Source organism: Lactiplantibacillus brownii, assembly GCF_031085375.1.
Classification (GTDB): domain Bacteria; phylum Bacillota; class Bacilli; order Lactobacillales; family Lactobacillaceae; genus Lactiplantibacillus; species Lactiplantibacillus brownii.
On the sequence record NZ_JAVCWF010000001.1, the window covers coordinates 75845 to 89480 of the forward strand.

The window sequence follows — 13636 nt, forward strand, 5'->3', positions numbered from 1 at the left end:
GCAGTTATGCGAAAAATTGGGATTATTGATTTTAATATTTTCACATTAGACGGGGTCACACAAAGTGATATCAACGTGATCCATGAATTTGCGGATGCTGGTTATCAGGTTGATTATTTTAATTATCGGCCCTTTACCAAAAAGCAAATTGACGGCTTTAAAGCGAGTTCACCGGCAATGCAAAACGTCCATTTTCATCGCGTTCGTGAGTTGCCTGATCACTTAGATTGTGAAGCTTATTTTATTACCCGTGAAAAACTCCTTAGTTTGGCGCCTTATATTCAAGCACATAGTCAGGCGTTGGTGATTGGTGAGTTGCACGGCCCACTAGATCTGGTTAAGGATGAGTATCTCAAGCCTTATTTACCATTTTTGACCTGTCTACGGGTGGCGACGCCATCAATCAAGCGCCGAGTGGCAGCTGAATATGGGTTCAAACGGGTCTACGTTCAAAATGTTAGTGTTCGCCATTTGGTGGATTCGCCGAGCCACTTTAGTTCGAGCGCAATGACCGAAGATGGGTTGATCAATTTAGTTGTGCGAGCCCGTTTTGCTTATCAAAAGGATGTCGGGGCAACAATCAAGCTTTTTAGCTATCTCGTTAACACGATGAAAAAAACGAATTTTAGATTGTATCTAACGGGATATGGCCCAGAAAAGGCCCAATTAGCCACAATGGTTACTGAAAATGGTTTAGCTCAATACGTGACCTTTACCAAAACCATTCCTGAACGTCATATTTATATTTCGACGGCGCGATTGGAAACTTTGGGCTATTCAATCTGTGAAGAGTTTGCACAGGGGTATCCAGTCGTGGCTTATCCGGGTGATGATGGTGTAGTTAAAGAGAATTTTGCGGAATTTCGCGATTGTTTATGGATTACCAAGGATCCAGTTATTGATGGTCCTCGGGTCGTCGAATTTGTCTTACAGACGCGCAAACTAGCCGATTATCAGTTCAATTTAAAATTGATTGATCACTGGCATCGTGATTACGTGAAACGGTTTGAAATGAACATGCAAGCCTTTGATCAAGTCAAAGTTGATCGACCGACAGATTGGGATTTTAAGCGTACCACTAGAATCTTACGCAAACAATTTGATGGTGGCTTAAAAGGAATGGTACGCCCGATTGTTTACACGTTGCGTAACTTATAATGAATAGTTAACTGTTTAACTTATCGTTAAGTTAAACAATTGTTAACAGACAATGCAATTATGAATGAGTATAATGTAAGGGGCTCAATGATGATTATATATGGAAGGAGCTGCTAGCGGATTGGATAAAAAGCTCAAAATTCGTGCTCGTTATTTAACAAAAGAGTACGACATGATGAAAACCAAAAGCGACATGTTGAAGTCGCTGATGCCGTTTGGCAATACAAGTATAGAAAAATTCTGGGCCTTAAAAGGCGTTAGCTTTGATGTTTATGAAGGTGATAGTGTCGGCATCGTTGGGTTAAACGGTGGTGGTAAGTCAACTTTACTAAACATTGTTTCACAGATTATTCCACCAACCTCAGGTGAGCTCGAAGTCAACGGTAATACGAATATTATTTCAGTTGGTGCAGGGCTCAATGGGAAACTTTCTGGACGCGAAAATATCATCATGAAGTGTGAAATGCTTGGGATGACTAATGATGAAATCAACGCCAAAATGGATGAAATCATCAACTTTGCGGGTGATCAAGTCATTAAAAAGATTGATCAACCGGTTAAGACATATTCCAGCGGGATGAAAAGTCGGTTAGGCTTTAGTGTGTTGGTACACCAAGATCCTGATATTTTGATTATTGACGAAGCGTTGAGTGTTGGTGATGCACCATTCTTCGAAAAAGGGGTTGCCCGGATGAAGGCCTTTAAGGCTGAGGGTAAGACCATCATGTTTGTTAGTCATAGCTTAAGCCAAGTTAAGACACTTTGTGACAAGGTGATCTGGATTGATCATGGTCGCGTTGTAATGGAAGGTGCGGCTGACGAAGTGCTACCGAAGTTTGAAGAATTTCAACGGACGTATAATAAGAAGACAAAGGCTGAACGAGCTAAAATTACGCGTGAATCTGGCAAAAACTTCAGTTTGGAAGAATTACACGAAGCACATCCAGAAGATCCAATTAGTTATTTTCAGAAAAAATTATATGACAAGCCATTTAGTTGGCCAACGCAAGGTGTGCTAGGTTTTCTAACCTTGTTGCTTGTTTTTACGGTGATTGCGACACTCAGAGAAATTCCGCTACGGACGGCAATTTTACATCCGCTCTATATTCTGCCACTCAAATGGCTGGCTTTGATTGTGGGAATTATTGCAATCATTATTGGCCTCGGAGTTTGGTCTCGTCATCGTAAGGAAAGGCATGTACTCGACTAATGAAAGAAACTTGGTTAGTTTTACTTGAACAATTCAAAAATTTGAATATTATTCATCGTTTAGCTAAGTATGAGGAAAAGTCGACTTTTCAGGCTCATATTTTAGGTAACGTTTGGCAAATCCTTGATCCAGCCATTAATATTGCTATTTATTGGTTTGTTTTTGGGATTGTGCTTTACGGCAATAAACCAATGGACGGCTATTCATATGTTGCTTGGTTATTGCCTGGTTTTATTGCTTGGCAGTTTATGCGGGCCGAGATTTTAGGGGCGAGCCGCAGTATGGTCAGCCGGGTTCAAATGGTCAGCAAGATGCAGTTTCCGGTATCGACGATTCCAAGTATGACATTGGCTAGTCAGCTGATTAACTATTGGTGGATGCTGGGCATTAGTATGGTCATCATGATTGGTTATGGTGTCCGGCCATCGCTTTATTGGCTACAATTTATTTACTATTTTGTTTGTATGATTGCATTTCTATATGCACTTGGTTTGGTTACTTCGACGATTACGGTCGTTGTTCGTGACTTCCATACGTTGTTAAACAGTGCGATGCAACTGATGTTCTGGGTCAGTGGGACAATTTTTAATTTCAATGCTAATGCGACGATTAAGCAACATCCGATGATTATTCACGTTATCCAGATTAATCCGTTTTATTACGTTATTAATGGGATGCGGGAAGCCTTTTTAGGCACTGGCTGGTTCTATCATGATATTAAAAGTATCATTATTTTCTGGTCAATTACGTTGATGTTGTTAATTCTTGGGAGTCATATTCATCTGAAATTCCGTAGTCGTTTTATCGATTATATTTAAAGTTAAGGGCAGTCTTCTTTGGAAGGCTGTTTTTTTGCGGTCAGTTAGGGACGAGGTGCAGTAGACCACTAGGCAAATTATTCGTATACTTAGAGCTAGCAGAAAAATTTGGAAGGGGGTGGTGAACATCGCGGTAAAAATTGGGTCAGCGTTAAAACAATTATTATTAGCCAGTAATTTAGGCTTAAATAAAAATCACCCGTTGGCGGGTTGGCAAATCTTGACGATTCTGTATCATGATGGTGCTGGCAGTACGCCGATGACGTTGGAAACGTTGGCGACTAAGTATAATGTCGATTATTTGGATGTTGAAACTCAAGAGGCCCCCATCTCGAATCCGGTTTTAAAAGGGGTATTGGACGTGCTAGAAGCACAAGCTCATTTAATTGAAGTATCTTCTCGTAAAGTGCGGATGCCGATGAAAAATGGTGTTTATCACAATCAACAATCGTATGTTTATAAGATTACGAGCTCCGGTATTGAATATTTAACCATGATGCAGCGCGTGGTGGATGCCGAAAATACCGTCACAGCCAATATTAATCGGATTGATGAATATTGTCAGTTAGTTGACGCATTATCTGCACCAAACTTAACGACTGATAGCACGCAACTTTACAATGATTTTGCCAAGATGTTGACGGCTTACACGGATGTCATGAAAGGGATGCACAAAGTTGATGATGATTTGAGTGAACTAGCTCATGACTTGGCTTTTAATCATGGTAGTGCGGCCGCAGAGCATCTGCAAACGATGTTGACGGGCAAAGCAATCCCTGCCTTTAAACAGTTGCTCGGTCAAGCCGGATTAGTCCAAGCGTTGGCCGATAGTGAGGAATTTAGCGCTCAAGTTGCTCGCAGTCAACAGGGGCGCGACGATTTAGATGCGGCGCACGCGGCCGGAGATGCTGGCAAAATGGTGTTACGATCGCAACGAACTCAGGCCTATGTGCAACGACAATTGCACCAGTTGGCCTTAAGTTTTAATGCGAGTTCTAGTGCTATTGATAGTAGTTTGGACTCAGTTTTTATGTTATTTCAAACGATTTTAGAGGTCGTTCGATTATTGAGCCAAGAATATGACCATGTTCAAAGCCAGACGGTGGATGTCAAAGTTTTAAAGGCTAGCCTAGATGATTTGTTGACGAACTACGAGTCATTACGTATTCCAGCAGCGATCCCACGGCATTTAGCACAAGACCGAATCGTCACGGATGCCAGTGATTTATTACAGGCTACGACGATGGGACCGGTGACTTATGCTTTGAGCACCCGCGTCGCAACGGTTGCGACAGCCGCGGATAACCCAACCATTGCGGCCGATGATAAAACGACTGCGCAAACGCTAAAAGCTGGTTTGGTTGAGTTTCAAAGGTTAGTAATGCGCCAAGCTAACACCGCTATTATTGATCATGATCTGACTTTTACAACGGTTTTGGCACGTGACGAAGTGGCACGGTTATATAGTGCGACAGGCTATGATCATTATGACAGCTTTGCACCGTTTGGACGTGCGGTTAAAGAGGTTCAAACGTTGCCAAAATCAGCAGCAGTACGGTTACACTGTGCTGGTGAGCAATATTCAGTTTGGCTACCAAGCGGTTTTAAAGTTGAGTTCGTGGATTAGTTTGTATTATTTGTGTAAATTAGGAACATACGTTCGATAAAGTGTGCTATATTCTAGTTAAGCCAAGCCATGGCGCACAGAAGTCGGTACTAGCTTAAGTCAGTCACTAATTAGCAGGGGGATCAATGAGTAAATTACGACATTCTGATCAAGTTATTTTTAATGATTTGATTGATCATCAGGTTTTCACGAGTACTGTCACGACACAAACTTCGCAGAAAACAGCGACCGCCATCGAAACCTTGAAGCGTCCTGGAACTCTGCAGCGCATCAATCATTTTTTGACGGCGCTAATTGGTCAGCAACCGGAAAATTATCAAGAAAATCTGGTGCTGTTCGTCGGGACACAGGCTTTGCCGGCTGAAACGGTGCACATTTTATTAGCCACGTTAAAGGCCATTATTAACCTGCCGGAATTACAAAATATGCGCGCCGATCGGGTCGTATTGGCAGCAACTGTCGTTCGACAAGTTCATAGTGAAGTGACCGCTTGTGATGAGCGGATGATTTTACGTCAAATCAACGCGTTATTTGTCGATCAATTGGGATTGCTGACTTTAGATCAACCAGCGACACCCCCACGTGATCAGGCCGGTGAAGTGCAGGATTACTGGGATGTTAGCCCAGATTTTACCTTTGTAACGCAGTGTATCGTCGATCAGTTAATGACGAATGCCACCAAGCCAGAACGAACCCCAATTCAGCAGCTTAATTTGCAATTATTGACGCAACGGTTAGTCGTAAGACTTCATCAGAGTTATGGCAAACTTTGGTTCAGAACCGAACAGAAATTGCTGAACAATGGGCACAATTGGGTCGTTTTGATTTAGAACTTGGCGACGACTACGCGCTATTATTGGATACGCAACGGACGCCGAGTGAAGCGAAACCATTCATCATTGCCATTGTGGTTGCCCATGCTCTGGGAAATGCCGGTATCAGGGAAGCGGAACTGACAGCATTAATCAAGAAAATGATGGCAGGGATGCCGGCCGTGTCAAATGTGACAACGACACAAGTCAAACAAGCATTAGCTGACTATGATTTGGTGACCAAAGCAGACGGTTTTATTAGCCCGACCCCGTTGGTTGCGCGTTTTCAAGTTAAGCCTGAGGAGGAAATTTTAAATGACTAGACAGCAGCAATTAGTACCAGTAAGCTTTCATCTGCGTAATTTTAATAAGTATACGCAGCTAGACTTGAATGCCTCAGAACGTGGTAATTTAACCTTAATTGGTGAAAACGCTGCTGGGAAAACGACCCTGGCAAACTGTTTCTTTCCAATGCTGATTGATGGGTCGATTGCCACACCATCATTTAATCCTGCTAAAGGCACCGATCGTATTGATAATCACGGCAAGCCACGCAATAGTGCGCGTGATACGCGAACTTTTGATAGCATGTTTCTTGGTTGGGGGGCCGGAGCCATGAAGGTTCGGACAGGCTATACATATATGCAGTTGGCCTCGGAACAACGACAAGTTATTTTGGGGATTGGGGCTCACCGCACAGTTGGTGAAAAACGAAAGCCGACTTGGTGGTTTGTCGTAATTAGTCAGCAAAGTGAGCCATTGACTTTGACAACGACTGATTCAGATGGTAATGGTCTGGCCAAAGACGCCTTCATAGCGGCTAATACAGACTTAGGGTCAGATTTAGTGGTGTTTGATCAAGTTGCAGCTTATCAGGAGTATGTGACGAGTAAAGTCTATGGTTTTGATAGTGTCGAAATTTTAGAAAAATTGGCGAATGTGTATCGGTTACTGGCTTCACCAATTCTGACCGCGGGTAATGCCCGTTTTACACCAATTCGTGAAGCTTTAAAGAATGCGCAAGCGGGTATTGATTCACAAGTGATTGAAGAAGTTGCGGCAAGTCAGCGAGATGTTAATCGGATGAATGGTGTTTTGCAGCGGATCGTCCGAGTTCGAGACCGATTGGCGCGGATGAAAAAAGAAGTCTTTTGGCGAAACCTAAATCGACTAGATGACAATCAGTTACGAGACTATAACCGGGCTCATCAAAATCTTGAACGTAAGCAGACAGCCAAAGCTCATTTTGAAAAGCAAATTAGCACCTTTGTGGAACAGCTTGAATTGCTAGCTGCTAATTTAAAAGCCGCCGAAACCCAACTGGCTGATTTACGGCGTGAACAAGCCAAGCAGGATGAGATCAAGGGTCGTCGTAAACAATACGATGATCAAATTAAGACGTTAAAACAACAATTGAAGAGTTTTAAAGCCCAGCAGCAAAATTTAGCAGAACAACAAGCGAAATTAGTCGCAGCTGAGCAGGAGCAGGCTGGTCTTGAGGCGGATCAGGCACATCTGATCAATCATGATTTGCGGCCACTGCAAGCTGAGTTAAGTGCTAAAACCGCAGCGCTACCTGCATTAAAAGATGCGTTGGCAGAAGTGGATTTAGCAAAAGTCGTCCAACAATTAGCGCACTATGTTCAAGAGAATCAGGTGAATCTGAGTAAGTATCAAGCCAATCAAAATGAACAAGCACATTTAAGCCAAGATGTTGAGATTGTTCATGGGATTCGGGTTGACTTGGATAGTCGTATTGAGCAACGGGTACAAGGTCCAATGACCAGTCGTTTCAAGACGGGACTTTTAGCTGATAATTTAGATGCCCATAATACTGGGGCCGAGAAAATGAACCAGAATTTAGCACCATTATTAATGGAAGCGAAGCGACTCTTAAACGACAATCCTGACTTGCCGGTCCTACTGGATCAACCAGAACTATTGGACTGGCTTAAGCAACGGCACAAAGCGTTATCTGTTGTTATGTCTAAGCAAAACAGGCTAGTAAATGCGCTTGATAAATTAAATGATCGTGAATTAACGTTGGATGATCAGATCAAGAAACTGCAACAAACGATGCCGAAAAATTATGATGTTGAAACGGAAGTCCAACGAATTGCGACTTTAGTGACTCAGCGGGACGCGCTTAAAGTTGATGAAAAAATCAAGCAGCGGGTTCAGCAGGCCGAACAAAACTATCGTCAGCTCACTGACAAGCGTGATGATTTAAATAGTCAACGTGCAGCGCTACAAGGCAAAGTGACCAGCGCTGAAGCAGATATTGTTGGCTACCAGGCGGAACTTAAAGCATTGGCTGAGAAGCTAACTTTAGCGTTAAGAACATTGGCGCCATATTTTCCGGATGAGTTGGATATCGCTAATGTGGCTGAATTAATTAGCTATACACAGCAACATCGTGTAGAAGTTCGAAATGCACCTTATGGGGATCTTACCAGCAAAATTAGCAAATTGATTCATCGCAATGATGAAAATGGCATTGACCGTTATGCGATCGATGATTTATTTGAAGCACGCAATCACATCAGTGAAGCGAGTGCGATTCATCAACAACGATCTGTTGAAGAGAATGGCATCAAATTTGTCGCTTTTGATATTAATCATGCCCAAGCGTTAATGGCGGCAGATCAAACTGCGGTGACCAAGGCACTTGAACAATTGAAAGTGGGGAACGATGTGGCCCAAGTTGCTTATCTAGGGGCAGCCACTAATTTAATTACAACTCAGTATCATTTGATCAATGATTATAATCAAATGCTGTCAGCAGGGGTTAATCGAGAACAAAGTATCAAACTAAAAATTACTTTAACCCCTTCTGAAGTTGATCCTAAAGTAATTGAAGAGGCTCGCAATCCACGTTTACATGAACGGCCATTACTACTAGCAGAAGTGCAAAAGCGGCTTATGCGATTAGCTAATGATACAACATTGACTGATGATAACGACTTCATGACTGCTGCTAAAGAATTACTAGATACTCGTCAATGGTCAGCGTTTCAAGTATTGATTAAGCGTCGACAAAATGGCGAAGATGATTATGAAATCGTGGATGATAAGTTTGTTCAGTCTGGTGGCTCTGGTGCTGAAAAGGCCCAGGCCATGGTATTGCCGCTATTGTTGGTTCCTAAAATGTTATTGCAACGAGCGACGGCTAGTGATGCACCTTATTGGGTCATGTTTGATGAATTTGCCGATAAGCTAGATCCAGAAACGGCCAAGTTATTTGCTAAGACAATTGCCCGCTTTGGGTTTAATTTTATTGCGACGATGCCAGGTGGGGCACAGAATAAGATCTTAGCAGATGGTGTCGATAATATTGCTTATGATGTGATTGCCCCTAAGAATCAAGCAGATGGTCAATTTCATAGAAATATTGTGCGCCAAGCATTGATTTGGCAATTGGAGCGAGCAAATGAATCCTTATCGTAAACAATACGAGGCACAAACGGGTAAGGTTGTTTCTAAACATGCCCAGCGGCTGGAACCACTATTCACAAAAATTTCGACTGGTGCCACATTACCCCCACGTGGGCAACAAGCCGTTGATCTGGGCTTTACAGCGCATAGCTTAAATGATCCACGTGAAGATCCAGAAGTTTATCAATACTATCAATGGGTATTAGCTAATTTTTTTGAAGATCAAGTAGTCCATGAGTTATCTGCAAAATTGATAGGGGCAACATTTACCGCGGCTAATATTTTTAAGACTGATTTACCACAACCGATAACGCTTAACCCGTGGCAAATTGAGAAAATGATGGCCTTTCCGTTGGCAACAAAACGTGCGATCATTGTTGAAAATAACGGTGTCTTTATTTGGTTGTTACATCGTCACCCAGATTGGCCAATGATCAATCAAGCAGGCAATGATTTTAATCAGGCTTATTTAGAAGTGGTCCAGTCACTCGAACAACGTCAAGTGGCTTTAACTTATATTGGCGATATTGATAGTCGTGGGATTCAAATGGCGGACTACTTATTTGGTCAGCTTTCAGCGACTACGATTGAAACTTTTACGGCAATTCAGTCACCAACGACTGTTTTTCAGTGGTTAACGACATTTGGCAAACCCAATGTCAAACGTAGTCGAGATTTGCGAGTGATACAGCCAACATTTCGAAAGGAATTAGATTCCATTAATGTTTTAAAGTGTTTCGTGGAACAGGAGCAATTGATATCGACCTATGAGGCCTTGATTCCAGCTTGGCTCCAGTCATGTTAAATTGTTTCACGTGAAACAATTGTTACTTAAAAGTGCCATTAAATAAGTCATCAAGGAAAATCACTTCCGATTTTCCTTGATGACTTATTTTGATTGTTGTGAAAATTATTAGCTGTTGCTGTTTCAACGCGTATCCAGTAACTCATTTATCGGAAATAGCCCCAATATCATTGAATTGAAACCGGTTAAGCGAATTTGATGTAATTCATTTAAGATTACGGTATTATAGGCTAACTAAATAGATTGTGTGCGAGTGATAATGACCGCAGAATTGGGAAGGGGGTTAGTAGATTGGATTTCAAACAATTGCAGTATTATTTGATGATTGCAGATTTAAAGAACATGACACAGGCAGCTGCAAAATTACATGTTGCTCAGCCTTATTTAAGCCGCCAATTAAAACAGTTAGAGCAAGAATTAGGGGTAACGTTACTCAACCGAACGACTCGTGAAATGCAACTAACTTCGGCTGGACGGGTATTGCAGCAACGGGCCCGAGAGTTATTAGCCTTGCGTCAACAATCCATCCATGAAATTACCTCAGTTCGTGATGGTCAGACGGGAACGGTGAAAATTGGGGTGGTTGCCTCCATTAATAATGGTATTATTCCAGCTTGGTTGGCCCAGTATCATCGCCATTATCCAGGGGTACAATTCTTAATTGAGGAACGTCCAAGTAGTGAAATTGTTAAAATGTTGCGAGAGCAGCGCATTGAGCTGGGAATTATGCGAACGGCTAAACCGTTGTCCGGTTTTCAACAATTAGAATTGCCTACAGTGCCAATTGTGATGGTTGGGCGGCAATTGATTGCGTCAGAAAAACTGGCACATACGGGCATTCAGATTCTAAAGAACCAACCCCTGTTAGTGCATCGTTATCATGTCGACTTAATTACTAAACTCTGTCATCAAGCTGGCTTCGAACCGATTTTTCTGGCGCAAGTCGACAATTCATTAACCTTATTACGGCTTGCAAATCAAGGCATCGGTGTTGCACTGATTCCACAGGATTGGTTAGATCTGGTACGAATGAGTCATTTACAGGCGCAAACCCTTGCCATTCCAGAATTGACCAGACCCACAACGGTTATTTGGCAAACGTCACGATTATCATTAGTTGGGCGGCGCTTTGTCGAGTTAATCGACTCGCAGCGAATAAAAATCAATTCGAACATACGTTTGCCATGAACGTAAACTAGCGTATAATAGATAGTAACAATTAGTTAAAGGGAAGGTGTAGAGGAATGGATCTGACAACTTTACAACATGTCGTGACGATGACCAATAAAATTGCGTTAAGTACGGCTCTGGACAATCAGGCGGACGTCAAAATTGTTAATTTCGTCTGGTATCCAGCACAGCCAGCGACGCTATATTTTTCATCGGTCAAGGATAGTGCGGCTTTGACTACTTATGCGCAAAATCCAGATGTGGCGTTTATTTCGGTGCCAAATGATACCGCTGTAGGAAATCCATATATCCGGGCACAACACGTGAAATTAGAACGTTCTGAAAAGACGATGGCAGAGCTATTGCCACGGTATTTAGAAACGGTGCCTAATTATCAAAAAGTTTGGGATCTTATTGGTCCAAAACTGGTGGTCTTTGAACTTAAACTCAAAGACTTGTACGTTGATCCGGGCCTGGGTCAAAATAAAGGAACCATGCATTTTTAAAATAAGCTTTAACAAACGAATTGGCTAAAAAGCACAATCGGTACCAGCGGGTTAAAACCGTTGGTATCGATTGTGCTTTTTTTAGTTGATATAGGCGGTGCGGTAGTTCATGGCACCACTGAACTTATTGATAACGACACCTTTTAAGTGTGGCTTGATGAGAACATTTGAGCCACCTTCATATAATGGCGTCACCGCTTGATCCTGCATGGCTGTTTTGGCAGCTTGAACAAGATCTTGGTAACGCGCTGGTGCGTTTAAGGCGTCTTTTCCGTCGGCATCAGTCATTGCTTGATCATAGGCTGAATTGTGATAGTGTCCCATATTGGAATTACTTTTTGACGTTAAAATCGTTAGGGCTTGCGACGGATCAGCGAAATCCATACTCCAACTCGTCAAATTCAACTGAAAATCACCTTGCGAAACTTTTGTGAGCATCGCATTGAAAGGCATTGCACGGACAGTTACTTTGAGACCTTTCAAATGACTGGTCAGTTGGCCTTGAATAAATTCAGCGGCCTGATGGGTGGTGTCATCGTCACCGCAAGTAATCGTTAATGAAAGCTGCTTTTGATGTAGCTGTTGTTTAGCCGTTTTGAATCGCTTAGTTGCCTGAGTTAAATCGAGTGTGGCGGTATCTTTAACCGTGGCATCGCTGACAAAATCATGTCCAGTTTGCGGGTTCTTTAACATATTCGTCACGGCAAATGTTTTGGCAGGGACTGAGCCATTTTCTAAAACCGTTTTGGTCAATTGCTGCCGGTTAATTGCCAGTGAAATAGCTGCTCGTAAGTTTTGATTAGCCGCAGTTTTATCTTTTTGATTGTACTGGATAAACCCAATTTGGCCTGCTGAAAGTGTTTTGAGGTCAGCGTTATGTTTATTTTGAACATTTTGTTCGCCAGTTAATGTGACCATGTCCAACTTATTAGCTTGATAAAGGTTGTAGGCCGTTGTGCTGGATTTAACGACCTGATAAGAGATATGGTTCAATTTAACGGCCTTTTTATCTTGATAGTGTGGATTCTTGGTTAATGTCCAGTGATCATTAGTCCCCGTCCAGCCACTAAGCGTGAAGGCACCATTATAAACAGTTTTACCGGCAGTGGTACCATAGTTCTGTCCATATTTCTGAACAGCATGTTGATTAATTGGGTAAAAAGTTACGCCAGCTAAGACTTGTTTGAAGTAGGCGGCCGGTTTACTCAAGGTAATCTTTAACTGATAGTTGTTGGTTGCTTTGGCACCTAAAGTATTGGGCGCCAGCTTGCCAGCAGCAATCGCATCGGCATTTTTGATGTTCGTGAAGAGGTAGGTGAACTCCGACTTAGTTTTCGGATTCAAGGCCCGTTCCCAAGAGTAAACAAAATCCTGCGCCGTTACTGGATCGCCATTACTCCAATGTCCGTTATGCCGCAAATCAATGGTATAAGTTTTACCATCTTTGGAAACAGTCGTTTTGGTTGCCAAAGCGTTTACGGGCTGACTATTCTGATTTAAACGGTAGAGCCCTTCATCTACTTCGCTCAGAACTGAGTTGGAAACACTGTCAGTGATTTTTGACGCATCAAGACTGGTTAGGGTTGTTTTTTCATATAGATTAATGCTTTGACTGGTAGGATGAGTAGCCGGTTGTGCATTAGCATGGACGGTAAAGGCAATTCCGCCGATTAAAATGAGACTGCCGCCGAGTAGTAAAGATTTTTTGTGATTCAAAAAGCTCATGATCAATTCCTCCAAAATTAGTAATGTACTTGGTTAGAAAAATCATTGAGCGTTGCCATCGTAACTGGATCATCATGATTCACCCCGTTTTAAAGTCAAAAAAAACGTCCTTATATTACAGCCAATGCTGCGATAAGGACGGTCTATAACCGCGGTGCCACCTTAATTGAGCCCACTCAAGTCGTTTTGACTTAATATGCGCTCCAACTCCATAGAGAACAACCATTCTCCTGACAACTGACGTATGTCGCACGTCTTTTCGTACTTTCGAAATTTCGGAAAAGCCCTCGGTGGTCCATTTAATTATCTGCGTTCGGCCATACTCTCAGCAACGATGACTCTCTGTGCGGGCACGATAATCTTGATCTCC

At 42.4% G+C, this 13636-nt stretch carries 11 protein-coding genes; 10 read left to right on the top strand and 1 reads right to left on the bottom strand.

What is annotated here, in order from left to right; all coding sequences use genetic code 11:
* Positions 1-6 precede the first annotated feature (6 nt).
* The 10 genes from RA086_RS00285 (at position 7) to RA086_RS00330 (ending at position 11541) form a co-directional block, all read left to right on the top strand.
* A complete protein-coding gene (locus RA086_RS00285) occupies positions 7-1158 on the top strand; it encodes a glycosyltransferase (protein WP_308701933.1) in 1152 nt (383 codons plus the stop codon).
* Positions 1159-1330: 172 nt separating this feature from the next.
* A complete protein-coding gene (locus tag RA086_RS00290) occupies positions 1331-2368 on the top strand; it encodes an ABC transporter ATP-binding protein (protein ID WP_308701934.1) in 1038 nt (345 codons plus the stop codon).
* Positions 2368-3186 (top strand): ABC transporter permease, encoded by an 819-nt coding sequence (locus tag RA086_RS00295; RefSeq protein WP_308701935.1) that lies wholly within the window; start codon positions 2368-2370, stop codon positions 3184-3186. Before RA086_RS00290 ends, RA086_RS00295 begins: the two co-directional genes overlap by 1 nt.
* 127 nt (positions 3187-3313) lie before the next feature.
* Positions 3314-4813, top strand: coding sequence for a hypothetical protein (locus tag RA086_RS00300; protein ID WP_407659078.1), 1500 nt, complete (start codon positions 3314-3316; stop codon positions 4811-4813).
* A gap of 125 nt (positions 4814-4938) precedes the next feature.
* Positions 4939-5643, top strand: coding sequence for a hypothetical protein (locus RA086_RS00305; RefSeq protein ID WP_308701937.1), 705 nt, complete (start codon positions 4939-4941; stop codon positions 5641-5643).
* Entirely contained in the window at positions 5625-5948 is a 324-nt protein-coding gene (locus tag RA086_RS00310) for a hypothetical protein (protein WP_308701938.1), read from the top strand. Before RA086_RS00305 ends, RA086_RS00310 begins: the two co-directional genes overlap by 19 nt.
* The gene (locus RA086_RS00315) at positions 5941-9072 is read left to right on the top strand and encodes an SbcC/MukB-like Walker B domain-containing protein (protein ID WP_308701939.1); all 3132 of its coding nucleotides are present in this window, start codon (positions 5941-5943) and stop codon (positions 9070-9072) included. Before RA086_RS00310 ends, RA086_RS00315 begins: the two co-directional genes overlap by 8 nt.
* Positions 9056-9865, top strand: coding sequence for a DUF2399 domain-containing protein (locus RA086_RS00320; RefSeq protein WP_308701940.1), 810 nt, complete (start codon positions 9056-9058; stop codon positions 9863-9865). The genes RA086_RS00315 and RA086_RS00320 overlap by 17 nt, the downstream gene beginning before the upstream one ends.
* Before the next feature lie 291 nt (positions 9866-10156).
* A complete protein-coding gene (locus tag RA086_RS00325; protein WP_308701941.1) occupies positions 10157-11053 on the top strand; it encodes a LysR family transcriptional regulator in 897 nt (298 codons plus the stop codon).
* A 56-nt stretch (positions 11054-11109) separates the two neighbouring features.
* Positions 11110-11541 carry a pyridoxamine 5'-phosphate oxidase gene (locus RA086_RS00330; protein WP_308701942.1) on the top strand — a complete coding sequence of 144 codons (432 nt, stop codon included), beginning with the start codon at positions 11110-11112 and terminating at the stop codon, positions 11539-11541.
* A gap of 81 nt (positions 11542-11622) precedes the next feature.
* On the opposite strand, the gene RA086_RS00335 is transcribed toward RA086_RS00330, so the two are convergent.
* Positions 11623-13266: a peptide ABC transporter substrate-binding protein gene (locus RA086_RS00335; protein WP_308701943.1), complete on the bottom strand. Its 1644-nt coding sequence runs from the start codon at positions 13264-13266 to the stop codon at positions 11623-11625.
* Positions 13267-13636: the final 370 nt, after the last annotated feature.